Origin of the sequence: Xanthobacter aminoxidans (genome assembly GCF_023571765.1) — a bacterium.
In the GTDB taxonomy this organism is placed as follows: domain Bacteria; phylum Pseudomonadota; class Alphaproteobacteria; order Rhizobiales; family Xanthobacteraceae; genus Xanthobacter; species Xanthobacter aminoxidans.
Map to the genome: position 1 here is coordinate 57,267 of NZ_JAMJXC010000010.1, position 18,844 is coordinate 76,110.

Here is an 18,844-nt window from a genome sequence, read left to right on the forward strand (position 1 = left end):
GAAGGAAAGCGCCATGCACCGGGTCGCCGCACCACTCAATCCGGCCGGCCACGCCCGGTCCTGGTATACCGCGACGGCCACCGCATTCCCCGCCTTCTCGCCCCTGAAGGGCGCGGTGCGGGCCGACGTGTGCATCATCGGTGCCGGCTATACGGGCCTGTCCGCCGCACTGCATCTGGCTGAGGCGGGGTTCAAGGTGGTGGTGCTGGAGGCCGCGCGGGTGGGCTCCGGCGCCTCGGGGCGCAACGGCGGGCAGCTCCACAGCGGCCAGCGCCGCGGGCAGGACTTCCTGGAAAAGGCCGTGGGGCTTGAGGACGCCCGCAAGCTGTGGGACCTCGCGGAAGAGGGCAAGGCGCTGGTGCGCAGCCTCATCGCCCGGCACGACATCCCCTGCGACCTGCGCGACGGCCTGATCCTCGCCGACCACAAGGCACGCTACGTCCCGGACAGCTACGACTATGCCCGCTCGCTCGCGGCGGACTACGGCTACGACGCCCTCGTGCCGCTTTCGCGCGACGAAATCCGGGCGCTGGTCGGCACCTCGGCCTATTATGGCGGCCTGCTGGACAAGGGCGCGGGCCACCTGCACCCGCTCAACTTCGCCCTCGGCCTCGGCTCCGCCGCCATCGCGGCCGGGGTCGAGATTCACGAGGGGACGCGGGTGGTCAAGGTGAGGGACGAGGCCGGTGTGACCGTCTCCACCGACGGCGGCGGCAGCGTGGTCGCCGACTTCCTGCTGGAATGCGGCAACGGACTGATGGACGGGCTCGACCGGGGGGTGGACGCCCATGTCATGCCCATCTGCAACTATATCGCCGCCACAGAGCCCCTCGGAGAGTTGGCGCAGGAGATCATCGCCAACGACGCGGCCGTGGCGGACAGCCGGTTCGTCATCAACTATTTCCGCCTCTCCGCCGACGGTCGGCTGCTGTTCGGCGGCGGCGAGAGCTATCGCCGCGGGCTGCGGCCGGACGTAGCGGACTTCGTGCGGCCCTTCATGCTGCGCATCTTCCCGCAGCTCGGCGAAGCCCGCATCGACTACGCCTGGGGCGGCGTGTTGGCCATCACCATGACGCGTCTGCCCTTCGTGCGGCGGGTTTCCCCGAACGTCCTCGTCTCGGCCGGCTACAGCGGCCAGGGCGTGGCGCTGGCGCCGCTGTTCGGCAAGATCCTCGCCGAGGCGGTGCAGGGCCAGCTCTCGCGGTTCGATCTGCTCGGCCGCCTGCCGGTGCCGCCCTTTCCCGGCGGCACCCTGCTGCGCACCCCGCTGATGATGGCGGGTCTCAGCTACTACGCCCTGCGCGACCGGCTCTGAGCCCGCCCGGCCTCAGTTCAGGCCACCCAGCCGCTTGGCCTCGGCGAGCGCCTTGAGGCAGCCGGCCTCGTCGCCCGCCGCCTGCAGGTTGATGGCCTGGTTGAGCGCGCCGAGGGCGCCGGAGTCCGGCTGGGTCAGGCCCGCCGCGGCGAGCGAGCCCGGCGTGGCCTGGCGGTCGGTCTGCGCCGCGATGGACTGGTCCTGCTCCGGCGGCTTCTTGGGGTGGGGCAGGCGCTCCTTGAGCGCTGCCTGAACCGTAACAATCTGCTCCAGGCAGGCCTGCGCGCGCGCCGGGGCGGCAAACGCGATCAGCACCAGCGCCGGCACCAGCGCGACGGCGAAACGGGACGCGGAAAAATGAGCCATTCTCGACCTCGGCCACAGGATGCGGGGCGGCGGACTGCCGGCGACGCCCCTTTGAGTCGCGGGCCGATCCGCCCGCCCCGCGAGCATAACCATGCCCGCGGGGCGTTGGAATGCGGTGGCGCGACCGGATGGCGCGGCGCGCGCCGCGCGCCGCATCTTGCTTGGGACCTTCCCGGCTCAGTGCCCCGCACCCGCCGTGCGGCGGCGGCGGACCAGCATGTTCAGGCCCTCGATGGCCGTGGAGAAGCCCATGGCGGCGTAGACGTAGCCCTTGGGGACGTGGGCGCCGAAGCCTTCCGCGATCAGCGTCATGCCGATCATGATGAGGAAGCCCAGCGCCAGCATCACCACGGTGGGGTTCGCCTCGATGAAGCGGGCCAGCGGGTCCGCGGCGAGCAGCATGCAGGTCACGGCGGCGATCACGGCGATGACCATGATCGGGATGTGCTCGGTCATGCCCACGGCGGTGACGATGCTGTCGATGGAGAACACGATGTCGAGCATCAGGATCTGCACGATGGCGGCGGTGAAGCCGATGGTGATCTTGCTGTCCTTGACGTCCTCCGCATGGGTCTGCGGGTCCACGTTGTGATGGATCTCGGTGGTGGCCTTCCACACCAGGAACAGGCCGCCGGCGATGAGGATGAGGTCGCGCCACGAGAAGCCATGGCCGAACACCTCGAAGATGGGCGCCGTCAGCCGCACGATGATGGCGATGGTGCCGAGCAGAGCGAGGCGCATGATGAGCGCGAGGCTGATGCCGATGCGCCGCGCCTTGCTGCGGTATTGCTCCGGCAGCTTGTTGGTGAGGATGGAGATGAAGATCAGGTTGTCGATGCCGAGCACGACTTCCATGGCCACCAGCGTCACCAGGGCGACCCACGCGGCGGGATCGGCTGCGAGTTGGAGGAGGTAGTCCATCTAGGGGGTGCCTTCAGCGAGGGGTTGCGAGGAATTCTGGACACCGCCGGTCTTGGGCCAGGTCTGGGGCGGGATCTGCGGCGGCGCGTGGACACGGATGGCGGCCGGGCGGATGCTGAAATGCGCCGGGGTGAAGGTGACGAGTTCGCCGTCGGTATTCACAGGGCGCGGACGGCTGGTGCGCACAACGACCTTCTTCGTCCGGAAGGCGCGCACGTCGTCCCACTGGCCCTGCGTGCCGTCGCGGAGCGAGGGCAGGAGGGCCAGAAGGCGCCACCAGTGGTCCACCTCCAGGCTGTAGAAATCGAGCTGGCCGTCGTCGGCCGTGGCGCTCGCCTCCACCGTCAGGCCGCCGCCGTAGTGGCGGCCGTTTCCCACCGATACCTGAAGGGTGCGCACGGCTTCGGCCGTCCCGTCGTGCTCGATGTAGGCGGTGAACAGGCGCGATTGCATGAGCAGGCGGGCGGCGACGATGCCGTAGCCCACCACGCCAAAATAGCGCTTGGCCTCCCGCGTGAGCGCGCGGGCAAGATCGGCGGAAAAGCCGATGCTTGCCACGTTCAGGAAGGGATGGCCGTTCACGTCGCCCAGGTCGATGAAGCGGGGCGCGTGGTCGAGGATGACCCGCGCAGCCGCCAGCGGATCGGTGGGAATGGAGAGGGTGAGGGCGAAGTCGTTCGCCGTGCCGAGCGGCAGCACTCCCATGGGAAGCTGGGTGTCGTAGAGGCCGGACGCCGCCGCATTGAGCGTGCCGTCGCCACCGCCGAGGATGACGAGATCGACCTCGGGCGCACGGGCGCGCAGCACATCCGAGACTTCGCCTGACGGCGGCAGTGGGGCTTCGAGAAGATCGATGCCGGTCTCAAGGACGGCGCGCACGGCATCCAGCGGCAGAGCGCCGTTGCGGGCGTGCGGATTGACCATGAACAGCGCACGCCGTCGGCTCTTCGGGCCTTGTGCGGTCATGCTCAAACGGGTCTCGGCGGTGCGGAGGGAACCATGGGGCCTCTGGACGGAGCGCGTAGATCACGCCTGATCCGACATCACGCAGGAGACCTGCGCCAGAGGGGCCCGGACCGGTGAGCGAGGAAATAGGGGCTTTGGCCCGTTCACCAAAGGGGATGTGGCGGAATGTCGCGGAGGGGCGGCTTCGGCTCGGGCGGAAGGGCGGCCGGCGGGAGATTCGGGGGGAGGGGCCGATGGAAACAGAGGGAGGAGAGCGGGGGCGTTGCTCTCCTCCCTCTCGCATCAGTCAGGACCAGGGTTGCGGCACCGGGTCATGACCGAACCGATCGGCGGGAAAGGAAGGGAGGAGAGCGGGGGCGTTGCTCTCCTCCCTCGGTTCGTTCAGCGCGTGGGTTGCGGCTCCAAGCGATGACCGAACGGTTTGGTTCGATGAATATTGACATAGCGCACCGCTTTCGGTCATGCAAGAACGAACTGAACGGTTCGGTCAGAAAAGTTGTGTCCCGCCCCGCCCTAGGGGAAGGCGGGGCGTTCGCGGAGGGCAGCGTGTGTCATCGTTGCCATGGCCGCGGCTGAAGGCGCCGGGAAGGCGTCAACGTGCTTGCGCAGAGCCCGCGCGATCGCGGAGAACGAAGACAAGAGGAAGAGATCGGCGGAATGACGGACAGCGAAGGCGATATCGCACTCAAGCCGCAACAGGCGGCCGGCCGGGAGGATTGCGGCCCGTGTGATGCGCATGAAGCCGGCTCCGGCGCGGGCCAGGACCCCGAGAAGCGCAGCCAGATCCTCTCCGGCGCGCGGCAGGTGTTCTTCGATCGCGGCTTCGATGCCGCCAGCATGGGCGACATCGCCCGCGCGGCCGGCGTCTCCAAGGGCACGCTCTACGTCTATTTCGAGAACAAGGAAGACCTGTTCGCTGAGCTCGTCTCCAGCGAATGCGGGGAGACCGCCGAGCGCATGTTCGTGGTGAATCCCGACGAAGCGGATATCGAGGCGGCGCTCACCGAGATCGGCCGCTCCTTTGTCACCGCCATCCTGCGGCCAAGCAGCATCGCCCTTCTGCGGACCGTCATCTCCATCTCCGGCAAGTTTCCGGACGTGGGCCGACGCTTTTTCGAGGCGGGGCCCTGCGAGGGGATTACCCGTCTCTCGGTGTTCCTGAAGGCCAAGGTGGAGCAGGGGCTGCTGGACATCGAGGATGTGAACCAGGCGGCGAGCCAGTTTCTCACCCTCTGCAAGGATGGCGTGACCATTCCCGTCCTCGTCGGTGCGCCGGATGCGCCCGATCCGGCGGTGGTGGAGAAGTCGGTGCGCGGCGCCGTCCGCGTGTTCCTGCGCGCCTATGGCAGCGACCGCCGCACGGCGCCCTGACGGTCAAGCGCCGGGCAGCATCAGCCGGCCCTCGGCATCGAACGGAAAGAAGGGATTGTGGGCGACCTCCCACAGATGCCCTTCGGGGTCGACGAAATAGCCGCTCGTTCCGCCCCAGAACACCTTCTGCGCCGGCTTCACCACGCGCCCGCCCGCCGCCTCCGCCCGCGCGATCAGGGCTTCGGCCTCCTCCGGCGATCCCACATTGCAGGCCAGCGTGAGGCCGGCGAAGGGCTGCGGCGGGGTATCCGCCAGCGTCGCATCCTCGGCGAGGCGCCCGCGCGGAAAAAGGCTCAGCACCACATTGCCCGCATGGAAGAAGGCGACGTTGCCGGCTTCTCCTTCTCCAGCCTTGCTCTCCACAAGGCCGAGGGCGCGATAGAAGGCGGCGGCGCGCGACAGGTCGGACACGCCGAGCGTGACGAGGTGGAGCCTGAGATCGGGTGCGGTCATGCTGGGCTCTTCAAGCGAACAGGTCGAGCTGCTCGCCCGCCTGCTTGGGGTGGCGGAAGTGTGCGGTGGTCAGCTTCAGTCCCCGCCCCGCGAGGCCGAGGCGGCGGGCGGCGATCTCGAACCTGCGGCCCACCGTCCAGGCATAGGGGCCTTCCCCCCGCCCTCGCTTGCCGAAGGTGGAGTCGTAATCCTTGCCGCCGTGCATCTGGCGGATGAGGTTCAGCACGTGGCGGGCCTTGTCCGGGAAATTGGCCACCAGCCATTCCCGGAACAGGTCGGCGATCTCCAGCGGCAGGCGCAGCATCACATAGCCGGCCTCGGATGCCCCGGCGGCCTTTGCGGCGTCGAGGATGCGCTCGATCTCCATGTCGTTCAGCGCCGGGATCAGCGGCGCGGTGAGGACCGCGGTGGGAATGCCGGCGTCGGCGAGCCGGCGGATGGTGCCGAGGCGCACATGGGGACTGGCGGCGCGCGGCTCCATGGTGCGGGACAGGTGCGGGTCGAGCGTGGTCATGGAGATGGCGACCTTGGCGAGGCCCTTTTCCGCCATCGGCCCGAGGATGTCGATGTCGCGCACCACCAGCGCCGATTTGGTGACGATGCCCACCGGATGGCCGAAGTCCGCCAGCACCTCCAGGATGCGCCGCGTCAGCTCATAGCGCCGCTCGATGGGCTGGTAGGGATCGGTATTGGTCCCCATGGCGATGACGCGCGGCTTGTAGGAGGGGTGCGACAGCTCCCGCGCCAGCAGTTCCGGCGCGTCCGGCTTCACGAACAGCTTGGTCTCGAAGTCGAGGCCGGCGGAGAGGCCCTGATAGGCGTGGGTCGGCCGCGCGAAGCAATAGATGCAGCCGTGCTCGCAGCCCCGATAGGCGTTGATGGAGCGGTCGAAGGCGATGTCGGGGGACTGGTTGCGGGTGATGATGGTGCGCGCCCGCTCTTCCGTCACCTCGGTGCGGAAGGGCGGGAGGTCTTCCAGCGTCTGCCAGCCGTCGTCGAACAGCACGCGGGCGGCGGGCTCGAAGCGCCCGGCGGCGTTGGAGACCGCGCCCCGGCCGCGCCGCCGTTCCGCCTCCACGCCGGTCCCGACCTCGCCGTCCAGCGCGGGCGGCAGGGCAGGGGGCGGCGCTCGGCGTTCCTCGGCGAGCCGGCCCATGATCCGATCGCTCCGGGTCTTCACCGGCGGCGAGGCGATGCGGGCGTCGCCGGATGCAGCCTTGGGCTGTGCTGCCTTGGGCTGTGCCGCCTTGGCGGGAGCTGCCTTGGCAGAAACAGCCTTGGCAGGAACGGCCTTGGGCGATGCCGTCCTGGTGGCCTTCAGGGCGGGAGCGATCGGCGCGGCAATTGGTCCCCCCGGAACGGGCGGGGCGGCTGTGCGCGGGCCGTGGGAATCGGATGCGGGGCTCATGCTTAAAAAGCTAGCACCGAAAACGGAACATAACAAGAACATGCGCAGCAGGGCGAGGGGCTCGCGGGCCATGCCGTTCAATCTGGCATACTGTACACCAGAAGGCAGTTGCCAGACATTCCCATCTCCGGTAAAGGCGTCAGAAGACGCTTAGGAGCAGGGGGATAAGATGGCTGAACACGCCACGATCGAATACGCCACGGCAGACGGTAACGATTATCCCGAGCACGAGCGCACCTACGCCATGTTCACCGCCCTCGCCAAGTGGGGCACCATCGGCGTTGCTGCCATCCTCGTCCTGATGTGGATTTTCCTCCTCTGACCCGCTGAGCGGCCGGAGCACCGGAGACATCAAGAAATGAAAATCGCTGTTCCCGCCGAGATCGATCTCGGCGAGCCGAGGGTTGGCGCGACCCCGGATACGGTGAAGCGTCTCGTCGCACTGGGCGCATCCGTGACCGTGGAGAGCGGCGCGGGCGTGAAGTCCGGCATTCTCGATTCCGACTTCGTGGCGGCAGGAGCCACCATCGCCCCGTCGGCGGCGGATGCGCTGAACGGCGCCGAAGTCGTACTGAAGGTTCGCCGGCCGACGGAAGCCGAACTTTCGTCGTACAAGCCCGGCGCGCTCGTCCTCGCCATCATGGATCCCTATGGCAATGACGCGGCGCTCGCCGCCATGGCCAATGCCGGGATCGCCTCCTTCGCCATGGAGCTGATGCCCCGCATCACCCGCGCGCAGGTGATGGACGTGCTCTCCTCGCAGGCGAACCTCGCCGGCTATCGCGCGGTGATCGACGCGGCCGCCGAGTTCACCCGGGCCCTGCCGCAGATGATGACCGCCGCCGGCACCGTTCCGGCCGCGCGCGTCTTCGTCATGGGCGCCGGCGTCGCGGGCCTCCAGGCCGTCGCGACGGCGCGCCGCCTCGGCGCCATCGTGACCGCCACCGACGTGCGGCCCGCCGCCAAGGAACAGGTGGCCTCGCTGGGCGCCAAGTTCGTCGCGGTGGAGGACGAGGAGTTCAAGCAGGCCGAGACCGCGGCCGGCTACGCCAAGCCCATGTCGGCGGAGTATCAGGCCAAGCAGGCTGCGCTCGTCGCCGAGCATATCAAGAAGCAGGACATCGTCATCACCACCGCCCTGATCCCGGGCCGGCCTGCGCCGCGCCTCGTGACGGCGGAGATGGTGGCCTCCATGAAGCCGGGTTCCGTGCTGGTCGACCTCGCGGTCGAGCGCGGCGGCAACGTCGCCGGCGCGGTGGCGGGGCAGGTGGTCGAGGTGAACGGCGTGAAGATCGTCGGTCATCTCAACGTGCCGGGCCGCATCGCCGCCTCGGCCTCGCCGCTCTACGCCAAGAACCTGTTCAACTTCTTCGAGACGATGGTGGACAAGGCGTCGAAGGCGCTGGCCGTCAAGTGGGACGACGAGCTGGTGAAGGCCACGCTCCTCACCCGTGACGGCGCCGTCGTGCATCCGAACTTCGCACCCAAGAATCCCGCAGCGACCAGCGAGGGAGCGGCCTGATGAATCCCGCCACAGCCCAGACCGCGGCGGATGCCGCAATGCAGGCCCGCACCGCCGCCGAGATCGCGCGGCAGGCCGCGGAAGCCGCGCAGCTCTATGCCGACCAGGCGGCCTCCGCCCTCGGCGCGGCGGCCCATGCGGCGACCGGAGGGGCCATCGACCCCTTCGTGTTCCGCCTCTCCATCTTCGTGCTCGCGGTGTTCGTGGGCTACTACGTGGTGTGGTCGGTGACCCCGGCGCTACACACCCCGCTCATGAGCGTCACCAACGCCATCTCGTCGGTGATCGTCGTGGGCGCGTTGCTCGCCGTCGGCGTGACCACGGTGGGCGATTCCAGCCACGCCTGGGGCGCGCGCATCTTCGGCTTCGTCGCGCTCGTCTTTGCCTCGGTGAACATCTTCGGCGGGTTCATGGTGACCAGCCGTATGCTCGCCATGTACTCCAAGAAGAAGTGAGGCGAGGCATATGACCGCGAACCTCGCCGCCCTGCTCTACCTCGTCGCAGGCATTCTCTTCGTGCTGGCCCTCCGGGGCCTCTCTCATCCCACCACCTCGCGGCAGGGCAACCTGTTCGGCATGGTGGGCATGGGCATCGCCATCCTCACCACGCTCGCGCTCTCCCCGCCGTCGGACGGGATCGGCTGGGTGCTGGTGCTCGCCGGCATCGGCATCGGCGGTGGCGTCGGTGCGGTGGTGGCCAAGCGCATCGCCATGACGGCGATGCCGCAGCTGGTCGCTGCCTTCCACTCGCTCGTCGGCCTCGCCGCCGTGCTGGTGGCCGCGGCCGCGCTCTATGCGCCGCGCGCCTTCGGTATCGGCGATCCCGGCCACCTGCACGGGGCGAGCCTCGTGGAGATGTCGCTGGGCGTGGCCATCGGCGCGATCACCTTCACCGGCTCGATCATCGCCTTCGCCAAGCTCAACGGCAACATGAGCGGCAAGCCGATCATGCTGCCGGCGCGCCACCTCATCAATGGCGGCCTGGCCCTGCTGCTGCTGATCCTCATCGTCGCGTTCGTGCTGACCGGCTCGATCACGCTGTTCTGGATCATCACGCTGCTGTCGCTGATCCTCGGCGGCCTGCTCATCATCCCCATCGGCGGCGCGGACATGCCCGTCGTGGTGTCGATGCTGAACTCCTACTCGGGCTGGGCGGCGGCCGGTATCGGCTTCACCCTGGGCAACACCGCGCTCATCATCACCGGCGCGCTGGTGGGCTCCTCGGGCGCCATCCTGTCCTACATCATGTGCAAGGGCATGAACCGGTCCTTCATCTCGGTCATCCTCGGCGGCTTCGGCGGTGACGCCGCTGCGGCCGGCGCGGCTGGCCATGCGGAAGCCCGCCCGGTGAAGCAGGGTTCGGCGGACGACGCCGCCTACATCATGAAGAACGCCGAGAAGGTCATCATCGTGCCCGGCTACGGCATGGCGGTGGCTCAGGCCCAGCACGCGCTCCGCGAGATGGCGGACCTCCTCAAGGAGGAGGGCGTCGAGGTCAAGTACGCCATCCACCCGGTGGCGGGCCGCATGCCGGGCCACATGAACGTGCTGCTCGCCGAGGCCCAGGTGCCCTACGACGAGGTGTTCGAGCTCGAGGACATCAACTCTGAGTTCGCCCAGGCGGACGTGGCCTTCGTGATCGGCGCCAACGACGTGACCAACCCGGCGGCCAAGACCGATCCGCAGTCGCCGATCTACGGCATGCCCATCCTCGACGTGGAGAAGGCCAAGACCGTTCTCTTCATCAAGCGCGGCATGTCGGCAGGCTACGCGGGCGTGGAGAACGAGCTGTTCTTCAAGGACAATACCATGATGCTCTTCGGCGACGCCAAGAAGGTCACCGAGGACGTGGTGAAGGCCTTCGGCCACTGAAGACACGTCCATTCTGAACGAGATCGAAGCCGCCGGATCGCAAGGTCCGGCGGCTTCTTCGTTACAGAGCCGGGCGGCCGCCCGATCGGAAGGCGCCTAACAGGTTCATGCCGCCACAATTTGCGCCATTTCCTTGACTGCCCACCACTTCTTAACCAGAAGCACATACCGTGGAGTCTGGGATTCGGACGGCGGCTGCGGGGATCGGGGGACGATGACACGCTGGACCCATGGACTGGTCAATCGGCTCGTCCTGTCGTGCGACGTCGTCATGGCGGCGCTCGGGGCGATCATTGCGCACCTGCGCTGGGAATTCCTGTCCTGGAGCCAGCTCGCCATCCTCTGGGCGTTCGGCATCTTCGTCTATGTGCAGGTGCTTCAGATCGGCCGCGGCTACCGGGTCGAGCACTATGTGCGCCCGCTGCGGCAGATCGGCCATATCGGCGTCGGCGTGGTGCCCGCGGGCGCGGTCATCGCCGTCTGCTATTACGCGCTGATCCCCATCGGCCAGACGAACCTGTGGGCGCTGCTCGGCTGGGGCGTCGTCACCACGCTCATGCTCATCTTCGGCCGCCTGGTTCTCGTGCGCATCGGCATGGCGCTGGTGCAGACCCACGAGGTGCTCCGTCGCAACGTCGTGCTCATTGGCGATCTCGGCCGCGCCCGCGATCTGGTGCGGCGCTATGGGGAGGAAGAGGGCAACACCGGCCTCCTCAGCTTCGTCGCCCTGTTCGATGACAGCCACGTGGAGGGCGCGCCGCTCCCGCCGCCCGGTCCCGATGGCCTGCCGGTGCTCGGCGGCATGAAGGACCTTCTGGAATATGTGAAGCACAACCCCGTGGACATCGTGGTCGTCGCCAAGAGCTGGAACGACCCGGCCGCCATCAGCGCCATCGCCAACCAGATGTACCAGATCGCCGCCGACGTCATCGTCGAGCTGGATCCGGACCGCTTCACGCTCAATTACGCCAACCTCACCCGCATCGCCGGCGAGCCGGCCCTCCAGGTGCAGCAGCAGCCGCTGAAAGGCTCGCTCGGGCTCCTGAAGGGGGTGGAGGACTATGTGGTGGCCTCCATCGGCCTCATGCTCACGGCACCGATCCTCATCGGCGCGGCCATCGCCATCAAGCTGGATTCCCCGGGGCCCATCCTGTTCCGCCAGCCCCGCGTCGGCCTGAACAACCGCGTGTTCCAGTGCTACAAGCTGCGCACCATGCGGGTCGACCCCACCGATGACGGCTCCAAGGGCACCAGCAAGAACGACCCGCGCATCACCAAGGTCGGCAATTTCCTGCGCTCCACCTCCATCGACGAGCTGCCGCAGCTCATCAACGTGCTGCGCGGCGAGATGAGCGTCGTCGGCCCGCGCCCCCATGTGCCGAACATGAAGGTGGCCACCAACGTCCGCTACGAGGCCATCAGCCAGTATGTGGCGCGCTACCGCATGAAGCCGGGCATCACCGGCTGGGCGCAGATCAACGGCATGCGCGGGGGCATCAATACTCTGGAGAAGGCCGAGCGCGGCGTCGAGCTCGACCTCTTCTACATCGAGCACTGGTCCATATGGTTCGACATCAGAATCATGCTGCTCACCGTCACCAAGGGCATGGCTGGTCCCTCGGTGTTCTGAGCGCTGCGCTTCTCGCCTTGGTTCTGACCGCCGCGTCGGCGGCGCGGGCGAAGGAGAGCGACCGGCCATTCCTCGCCTATCTCGCCTCGTGGTCGGAGGTGACCACGCAAGCGCCCGCCGAGACGCTGCTCGCGCGCCTGCCCGGCTATTTTACCCATGTGGCGCTGGGCTTCGTGAAGCCCGATCTCGCCTATTCCGGCAATCTCGACCTCTCCGGCACCGGGCTGGCCTTCCCCTATTCAGGCGCTGTGCTGAAGGGCGCCATCGCCGAACTCAAGGCGCGCCATCCCTCGGTACGCGTGCTGCTCGCCGTGGGCGGCTGGGGCTATTTCGGCTGGGACGCGCGCGATTTCCGGGCGCTGGCCCAGCTCGTCCGTGACCTCGGCGCTGACGGCGTGGATCTCGACTACGAGACCGCCGATGCCGGCTGCGTGCGCAAGCCCGAGGGCGGCATCGCCTGCGCCGACGACCCCCGCTCCATCGCCGTGCTCGCCGACCTGCGGGCTGCGCTGCCGCGGCCCTTCGTGATCAGCGTCGCCGCCTGGAGCGTGGGCGCCTACGGTGAAGGCCGCTTCGCCTCCGCCGAGCCGCGGTTCGGGCCGTTCGTGGGCATGATGCGGGCGATGCTCAAGGCACCGGAGGCGCAGGGCATCGACCTCGTCTCCATCATGTCCTACGACGCCGGCCCGACCTACAGCCCTGAGGAGGCGTTCCGCGCCTATCGCAGCCTGTGGCGGGGGCCGCTCGCCCTCGGCATCGCCGTCATGCCGTCCGAGGCGGGAGGGCCGCGCTTCACCATCGATCGCACGGCCCGGCTGCTAATCCAGGTGATGGCGGATCCCAAGGCGGGCGCGATGCTCTATGGCCTCGGCCTCGTGCCGCCCGGACCGACCAGCCCGGACAATCCCGACTATCGCAGCCTCTCCCTCGCCATCTGCGTCACGCTGGAGCGTCCGGGCTGCGACCAGCCGGTGCCCTGATCATCCGGCCGGCGGCGGATCGAGCGTCGCGACAAAATCGAGCAGGTTCCCGCCCGGGAACAGGTGCCCGGCGATGCCCGCCGCCGCCGCCGCCGCCATGTCGGAGGGCTGATCGCCGATCAGCAGGCTCTCGGCCGCCGCCACCGGCCAGTGGGCCATGAGGTCGAGGATCATGCCCGGCGCCGGCTTGCGCCAGGGATGGACGGCGCGATAGGCCGCCACGGTCGCCTCGGGATGGAAGGGGCAATAGCGCCAGTCATCGATCCGCGCGCCGTCCCGGGCGAGGTCCTCGGCCATGAAGCGATGCAGAGCCTCAACGTCGGCCTCGCCGTAGAAGCCGCGCGCGACACCCGACTGGTTGGTCACCACGAACACCAGGTAGCCGAGATCATTGAACCGGCGCACCGTCTCGCGCGCGCCCGGCGTCCACTCCAGATCTGCAGCCCGGTGAGCGTAGCCGGTGTCGAGGTTGAGCACGCCGTCGCGATCGAAGAATACCGCGGGACGGCGATGGGGCTGGCTGGTCAAGTCGTGTCGCCTTCTGTCCGACCAAGGAAAGTGTCCGTGCGGTTTTGCAGCACGCGGCCTGCAACCTGCGGGCTGTTCATGCGAATCTGAAAATATCCGAAGTATCTTCAATGTAAATTCACGCGCGCCATGTCATTCTCAACCTTGGCACGCGCTCCGGTGGGAGCGATGTCTGGCGGGTTTCCACCTCGTTTCCGGAGCCGTGGGGAGCACCGGGAAGGGAGTGAGTTCTGACGACGTTCAAGTCCATTCTTGAAAGCCGCATGCCGCGGCTTTTCGCGTTCGCCTGCCCGTGGATCGACGAGCGGGTTGCGCGCGATCCCGCAAGCGAGGTCGGGCTGCTGAAAATCCTGGTGTCGCCGGGGGAAACGGTGTGCGACATCGGGGCCAATCGCGGCCTGTTCACCTACTGGTTGCTGAAGGGCGGCGCCCATGTGCTTGCCTTCGAGCCGAACCCGCGCCTTGCGCGGATACTGCGCCTGCGCTTTCCCGACGAACTGGCCGACGGTCGCCTGCGCCTGTTCGAGACCGCGCTCGGCAGCGCCAGCGGCGAGGCGGTGCTGCACATCCCGGAGGGGATGTCGCCGCTCGCCACCATCGACGGCAATCTCGCCAGCGGCCTGCCGGGGACGGTCGACGACGTGCGGGTGGCCCTGAACCGGCTTGATGCGTGCGTGGATGCGCCGGTGAGCTTCATCAAGCTCGACGTCGAAGGCTATGAGAGTGCCGTCCTTCAGGGCGCGACCCGCGTTCTGGCGGAGAGCCGGCCGACCTTGCTGGTCGAGGCCGAGGAGCGGCATAGGGCCGGCGCGGTCGCCGACGTGGCGCGGATGCTGGCGCAGTTCGGCTATGAGGGCTTCTTCCGCTTCGGCGGGGCCATGAGGCCGCTGGCCACTTTCGACCCGGCCGTCCACCAGGCCCGCGAGGCGCTGGTTCCCGACGGGTCCCGCACGCGGCGCGACGCCGTTTATGTGAACAATTTCATTTTCGCCGCGCGGCCGGAGATCATCGCGCGGCTGAAAGACTGGTCGGCCTGACGCCCCGGCATCGCCGGGGCGCGCAACCTTCGCCGAACGCCGCCGGGCATCGCCTCAGGCGGCCGGCACGCCGCCTTCAGAGAGCACGCGGCCCTGCGGATGCAGCGCCACATAGTTGCCGAAAGCGCTGGGGCAGGTCGCGAGCGGCTTCAGGACGCCGTCATCCTGCATGTGGAAGAAGCGGTAGCCGTGCGCGGCCAGCGCATTCCAGGCCGCTTTGGTATCGCCGCCGTCCGCAACGAGGGTGGGGCAGTTCATCTCGAAGATGACCGTCGGATGGAAGGCATCCAGCGTCTTCGCCGCGCCGCCAATCACCCGGTCCTCGGCGCCTTCCACGTCGATCTTGATGCAGTCGACGCGGGCCACGCCGGCATCCGCCACCAGATTGTCGAGGGTGGTGATCTCCACTTCCTCGCTCTCGGTGCTGGTCCCGTCATTGATGAGCGAGAAGGCCTGCGGGTCGTCGCCGAGCGGGTTGTGGAACAGCACCGCCTTGCCCACCGCGTCCGAAATCGCCTTGGGCACGATGGTGACGTTGGTGAAGGCATTGAGCGCCAGGTTCTGCTTCAGCTGCTGGCCGGCATCGGCGCCGGGCTCGGCCGCCACCACGCGGCTCGCGATGGTCGCCGCCTTCAGGGTGAACAGGCCGATATTGGCGCCCACGTCCACGAACACGTCGCCGCGCCGCAGGAACTTGTCGAGATAGCGCACCTCGGGCTCCACATTGTCGCGGAGCAGATAGATGGAGGTGGTGGTGAAGCGCAGGTCGGCGGGCAGCTTCAGCCGGGCGCCGGGGGTGATCTCGGCGATCGGGCTGCGGCCGAGGGCCACATGCAGGGCGAGGGAAATCGCGCGTCCCGTCACCGTCAGAGGGGCCTCGCGGAATGCCGGTTCGTTCACGAGCTTCTTCACTCGTCTCAACATCTTCAAACCCCCTCACGCTTTTCGCCGGTCGCGGACTGGAACGTCTGCCGGACACCGGGCCGCCCGGCCCCCCGTTGGGCGGTGCAGCATCGATCACGAATGTAGGAATAGACAGACCTTGCCGGGGTTCGGCAAGGCGGTAAAGGCGACTTCCGGCGAAAAAGCCGGCTGCCGCGTGCTCCTTTCATCCCGGCCGTTCGGCCGTGACCTTGCCGGGCGTCGCGCGCCGGCCGCTCATGACCCGCAACAGCGGCCGCTCGACCGCCAGATGGACCAGCACGGATATCACCATGGCCGCGCCCACGGCGGCGACCCCGCAGGCGATGTAAAGGGCGGGACCGGAAAGCGGCAGAGACGGCGCCAGGCGCACGAACACCTGCCCCACGGCGGAAAGCACCATGCCGTGAACGAGATACAGCGAATAGGAGGCGTCGCCCAAAAGCGCCAGGACGGCCACCCGGGGCACCGGGCGGGCCCGTTCCAGAACCAGCGCGCCCGCCACCACCATCGCCGCCGGCACGCCCCAGCGCAGCATCCGCGTCTCCGGCGGCACATCCCCCTGCGACAGGAGCGAGATGAAGCCGCAGCCGATCAGGACAAAGCCCCAGCCGCGCGGGATCGGTGCGCCGTTCAGATACCAGAGCCCGAGGCCCAGGCCGAACACGAACTCCAGCATGATGGACGACGTGTAGAAGGCGAAGAAGGGATTGTCGCTCGGCGCGGCGAATCCGAGGACGGCGAGGGCCGCGATGACCACGCCGACCCCGACCACCCGTCGCTCCTGCGGGAGCAGGAGGGCGATGCCCCACAGCAGGTAGAAGAACATCTCGTAGTTCAGCGTCCAGCCGGGCACCACGAGGGGCTCGAGCGTACCCAGCACCGGGTGTCGGGCCGGCAGAAACAGGTAGGAGGCGATGATGTGCCAGGCTTCGGCCTTGCCGCTCTTCACGAGCTGCGGCGCGAGGAGGAGCAGCGCGAGGCTCGCGGTGGTCACGATCCAGTAGAGCGGCACAATGCGCACGAGGCGCTTGTGGTAGAAGCTGCCGGTATAGCCGTCCCGCTCGTAGGTGGTGACCAGCATCAGGAAGCCCGACAGCACGAAGAAGATGTCCACGCCCGCCGCGCCCGATTGCGGCCAAGGTGCTTCGAGACCCAGCCGCTGAAGCGGTGCGCCGAGATGGAACACCACCACCATGAGGGCGGCTATGGCGCGCAGGACCTGCAGCGACTCAAGCATTCCGGCCTCCCGACCGCTCAACGTGCACCCGGGCTGCGCCCAAGCGTGACATGACGCGCACCGCGCCCGCCGACACGCGGACCCTCACGCGAGACAAGATGGGTCTCCGCGCTCCGGCTGAAGCGGGATAGGACCGTCACCGGCGCGGCCGGCGCGGCGCGTCGCTGACGGTCGAGATACACGATGAGCGCCATGACTACGCCCAGCTCACCGGGGGTGAAGACCACCGAATACACGGCCGAGCTGACGATCAGGTAAAGCACGTAGTCGGCGAGGGCGAGGGTGAAGGCGTCGGTTAGGTCCCGCGTCAGGCGGAACACATAGACGAAGCACCAGCCGTAGAGCACCGCGAGCAGCGCCGCGCCGATCACCCCATACTCGAAGATCACGCCGATCCAGCCAAGGTCGGCGATGAAGAACTGCCCGTTGCCGAAGATGTCGTTGAGCGTGGTGGTGCTGAAGCGGGTGGTGGCGCCGACGCCGAAGGTCCAGCGCATGGGGTCGTCGCCGAGGAAGCCGAACGCCAGCGCCGACGAATTCTGCCGCACTGAGAGCGAGGCGCCGAGCGCGTTGGTTGCCCCGTCGAGGGAGCCCGAGAACAGGCCGAGTTTATAGGCCAGAAGGCCCGTGCCCGCGGCCGCGCCGACCAGCGCAGCGCCGATGACGAGGCGGCGGAGCATCGGCGGCAGGGACATGGTCATGCCGAAGGCCACCACCACCACCGCCGCACCGATGGCGGCGCGCTGCTTGAAGATGAACAGCATGGGCAGGAAGGACACCGCAACGCCCAGCGCGAACAGCACGTTACGCCGCAGGATGAAGGAGCGGGCCAAGAAGAACACCAGGATCATGCCGAAGAACATGGGCATGTAGACGCGATAGCCGCGCTCGAGATCGAAGAGCAGTAGCTTGCTGTCCGCCGGATTGTTGGAATACCAGGAGGTCGGCGCCGCGAGATAGATCAGCACCATGAGGACGAAGGTGCCCGCGCCGAACGCCAGCACGATCTTGCGGATGCTGGAGGGGTTGACGGCAAGCAGGGCGAGCAGGGCGGAAAGGCTGAAATAGTAGGTAAAGGGCCAGGCCTTGATGGTGGTGGTCAGCGCATCGAGGAAGCCGTTGCCGAGCTGAATCATCGACACCATCGGTGTGAAGCCGAGCGCATAGGCGAGCACGGTGAGGAAGGCCCCGCTCACCGGTAGCTTGAGCCGGGCCACGGCATAGAAGGCGAGCGGCAACGTGAGGAAGGGCCAGGCCTTCGAGAGAAGGTAGGGCGGCGGATACTCGTTGAGATAGTAGAAGACCTGCGCAAACAGCGGCAGGGTGCCGGCGAGCACGAATTTGGCGAGGAGCGCTGCGTCATGGTCGAGCCGGGCATCGCCGGGGGAAAAGGCGGCCACGTCCCGCCGCAGGGGCATCACCACGCGCGGGCGAGCGGCGGGGCTTTTGCCGGGTGCGCCGGTGCCACCTGGGCCGGGAATGTCCGCCGCCCCGCCCGCCATCAGGGGCGGTCCGCCGCGGCCGGCTTCATGCCATAGGCCGCGGGATTGACCTTCGCCTTCGCCGCCACCCGGAAGATGGGCAGCGAATCCACGAATACCCGTTCGATATGGGTGCTGGGGCTCTGGATCAGCCGGTAGAGCCACTCCAGGCCGAGCTTGCGGAAGGCAGGGCTCGCCCGCTGCACCAGACCGGTGAGGAAGTTCAGCGCGCTGCCGACGCACAGGCCGGTGCCCACCGCGTTGCCGCGCGCGCGGATCATGTGGGCGAGATATTCCGACCGCGGCGCGCCCACCACGAGGAAGACATAGCGCGCCGGGTGCTCCTCCACGAAGCGGATGGTCTCCTCCACCGCCTGCGGGTCGTCGATGAAGCCCATGGGCGGCACGTGCATGTGGAGGGTGCGCAGACCGTAGCGCGCAATCAGGCGGCGCTTCATCTCGTCATTGCCGCCGATCACCGTCACCGCGTCGTCGGGCGTGATGACATGCTCGAACAGGTAGGTGGAGAGATCGCTGCCGGGGCACAGCGGGATGTCGAGGCCGAAGAGGTTGCGGGCGAGCCAATGGGGCGCCGAGCCATCGAGGGTGTGCAGGCCGGCGGCCTCGAGCGCGGCGGCGAAACGCGCATCGCCACGCTCGTTGAGCCGCACCAGATGGGAGGCGTTGGACGTCACCACATAGGCGAACGGCGATCCCGGCGGGCGGGCGGCGATGGCCCGCGCCGCGCCGGCCACGTCCAGGCAATCGAATGGCACCTTCAGGAAGGTCTGCGTCCGGACGGAACCGGCGGCCTCACTTTCCGCGAACATGAT

The 18,844-nt window shown here is 68.0% G+C and carries 19 protein-coding genes; 9 read left to right on the plus strand and 10 right to left on the minus strand.

Annotated features, from left to right (window positions below; genetic code table 11):
- The first annotated feature begins 13 nt into the window (after nucleotides 1–13).
- A complete protein-coding gene (locus tag EJ105_RS16015) occupies nucleotides 14–1,315 on the plus strand; it encodes an NAD(P)/FAD-dependent oxidoreductase (protein ID WP_250167141.1) in 1,302 nt (433 codons plus the stop codon).
- A 12-nt stretch (nucleotides 1,316–1,327) separates the two neighbouring features.
- Here the strand turns inward: EJ105_RS16015 and EJ105_RS16020 are convergent, their stop codons facing one another.
- From EJ105_RS16020 to EJ105_RS16030, 3 genes are all read right to left on the minus strand, one after another.
- Entirely contained in the window at nucleotides 1,328–1,681 is a 354-nt protein-coding gene (locus EJ105_RS16020) for a hypothetical protein (RefSeq protein WP_250167142.1), read from the minus strand.
- Between the two features lie 177 nt (nucleotides 1,682–1,858).
- Nucleotides 1,859–2,602: a TerC family protein gene (locus tag EJ105_RS16025; protein WP_250167143.1), complete on the minus strand. Its 744-nt coding sequence runs from the start codon at nucleotides 2,600–2,602 to the stop codon at nucleotides 1,859–1,861.
- Nucleotides 2,603–3,568 carry a lipid kinase gene (locus EJ105_RS16030; protein ID WP_250167144.1) on the minus strand — a complete coding sequence of 322 codons (966 nt, stop codon included), beginning with the start codon at nucleotides 3,566–3,568 and terminating at the stop codon, nucleotides 2,603–2,605.
- A 657-nt stretch (nucleotides 3,569–4,225) separates the two neighbouring features.
- Here EJ105_RS16030 and EJ105_RS16035 point away from each other — a divergent pair.
- Complete coding sequence (locus EJ105_RS16035) at nucleotides 4,226–4,939, plus strand: TetR/AcrR family transcriptional regulator (RefSeq protein WP_024280405.1); 714 nt, start codon at nucleotides 4,226–4,228, stop codon at nucleotides 4,937–4,939.
- Between the two features lie 3 nt (nucleotides 4,940–4,942).
- Here the strand turns inward: EJ105_RS16035 and EJ105_RS16040 are convergent, their stop codons facing one another.
- Both EJ105_RS16040 and EJ105_RS16045 read right to left on the minus strand, forming a co-directional pair.
- The gene (locus EJ105_RS16040; RefSeq protein WP_250167145.1) at nucleotides 4,943–5,392 is read right to left on the minus strand and encodes a VOC family protein; all 450 of its coding nucleotides are present in this window, start codon (nucleotides 5,390–5,392) and stop codon (nucleotides 4,943–4,945) included.
- Nucleotides 5,393–5,402: 10 nt separating this feature from the next.
- Entirely contained in the window at nucleotides 5,403–6,548 is a 1,146-nt protein-coding gene (locus EJ105_RS16045) for a PA0069 family radical SAM protein (RefSeq protein ID WP_029555324.1), read from the minus strand.
- Nucleotides 6,549–6,969: 421 nt separating this feature from the next.
- Between EJ105_RS16045 and EJ105_RS16050 the strand changes: the two genes are divergently transcribed.
- The 6 genes from EJ105_RS16050 (at nucleotide 6,970) to EJ105_RS16075 (ending at nucleotide 12,804) form a co-directional block, all read left to right on the plus strand.
- Nucleotides 6,970–7,122: an aa3-type cytochrome c oxidase subunit IV gene (locus EJ105_RS16050; protein WP_024280402.1), complete on the plus strand. Its 153-nt coding sequence runs from the start codon at nucleotides 6,970–6,972 to the stop codon at nucleotides 7,120–7,122.
- 36 nt (nucleotides 7,123–7,158) lie between these two features.
- The gene (locus EJ105_RS16055; protein WP_250167147.1) at nucleotides 7,159–8,322 is read left to right on the plus strand and encodes a Re/Si-specific NAD(P)(+) transhydrogenase subunit alpha; all 1,164 of its coding nucleotides are present in this window, start codon (nucleotides 7,159–7,161) and stop codon (nucleotides 8,320–8,322) included.
- Complete coding sequence (locus EJ105_RS16060; protein WP_024280400.1) at nucleotides 8,322–8,777, plus strand: proton-translocating transhydrogenase family protein; 456 nt, start codon at nucleotides 8,322–8,324, stop codon at nucleotides 8,775–8,777. The genes EJ105_RS16055 and EJ105_RS16060 overlap by 1 nt, the downstream gene beginning before the upstream one ends.
- Nucleotides 8,778–8,787: 10 nt before the next feature.
- On the plus strand, nucleotides 8,788–10,194 hold the full coding sequence (locus tag EJ105_RS16065; RefSeq protein WP_169123978.1) for an NAD(P)(+) transhydrogenase (Re/Si-specific) subunit beta: 1,407 nt from the start codon (nucleotides 8,788–8,790) through the stop codon (nucleotides 10,192–10,194).
- 214 nt (nucleotides 10,195–10,408) lie between these two features.
- A complete protein-coding gene (locus tag EJ105_RS16070) occupies nucleotides 10,409–11,824 on the plus strand; it encodes an exopolysaccharide biosynthesis polyprenyl glycosylphosphotransferase (protein ID WP_038192497.1) in 1,416 nt (471 codons plus the stop codon).
- A 17-nt stretch (nucleotides 11,825–11,841) separates the two neighbouring features.
- Nucleotides 11,842–12,804 carry a glycoside hydrolase family 18 protein gene (locus EJ105_RS16075; protein ID WP_250167148.1) on the plus strand — a complete coding sequence of 321 codons (963 nt, stop codon included), beginning with the start codon at nucleotides 11,842–11,844 and terminating at the stop codon, nucleotides 12,802–12,804.
- Here the strand turns inward: EJ105_RS16075 and EJ105_RS16080 are convergent, their stop codons facing one another.
- Nucleotides 12,805–13,332, minus strand: coding sequence for an HAD family hydrolase (locus EJ105_RS16080; protein WP_250167149.1), 528 nt, complete (start codon nucleotides 13,330–13,332; stop codon nucleotides 12,805–12,807). It abuts the gene before it with no gap.
- A 263-nt stretch (nucleotides 13,333–13,595) separates the two neighbouring features.
- Here EJ105_RS16080 and EJ105_RS16085 point away from each other — a divergent pair, with 263 nt between their 5' ends.
- Nucleotides 13,596–14,369 carry an FkbM family methyltransferase gene (locus tag EJ105_RS16085; protein ID WP_051678753.1) on the plus strand — a complete coding sequence of 258 codons (774 nt, stop codon included), beginning with the start codon at nucleotides 13,596–13,598 and terminating at the stop codon, nucleotides 14,367–14,369.
- A gap of 54 nt (nucleotides 14,370–14,423) precedes the next feature.
- On the opposite strand, the gene EJ105_RS16090 is transcribed toward EJ105_RS16085, so the two are convergent.
- The 4 genes from EJ105_RS16090 to EJ105_RS16105 all read right to left on the minus strand — a co-directional run bounded on the left by EJ105_RS16090 (nucleotide 14,424) and on the right by EJ105_RS16105 (nucleotide 18,841).
- Entirely contained in the window at nucleotides 14,424–15,269 is an 846-nt protein-coding gene (locus tag EJ105_RS16090) for an FkbM family methyltransferase (protein WP_245279260.1), read from the minus strand.
- 208 nt (nucleotides 15,270–15,477) lie between these two features.
- Entirely contained in the window at nucleotides 15,478–16,530 is a 1,053-nt protein-coding gene (locus EJ105_RS16095) for an acyltransferase family protein (protein ID WP_250167150.1), read from the minus strand.
- Between the two features lie 17 nt (nucleotides 16,531–16,547).
- Nucleotides 16,548–18,032: a hypothetical protein gene (locus EJ105_RS16100; RefSeq protein ID WP_250167151.1), complete on the minus strand. Its 1,485-nt coding sequence runs from the start codon at nucleotides 18,030–18,032 to the stop codon at nucleotides 16,548–16,550.
- The gene (locus EJ105_RS16105; RefSeq protein ID WP_250167152.1) at nucleotides 18,032–18,841 is read right to left on the minus strand and encodes a WecB/TagA/CpsF family glycosyltransferase; all 810 of its coding nucleotides are present in this window, start codon (nucleotides 18,839–18,841) and stop codon (nucleotides 18,032–18,034) included. The genes EJ105_RS16100 and EJ105_RS16105 overlap by 1 nt, the downstream gene beginning before the upstream one ends.
- Between the last annotated feature and the right edge of the window lie 3 nt (nucleotides 18,842–18,844).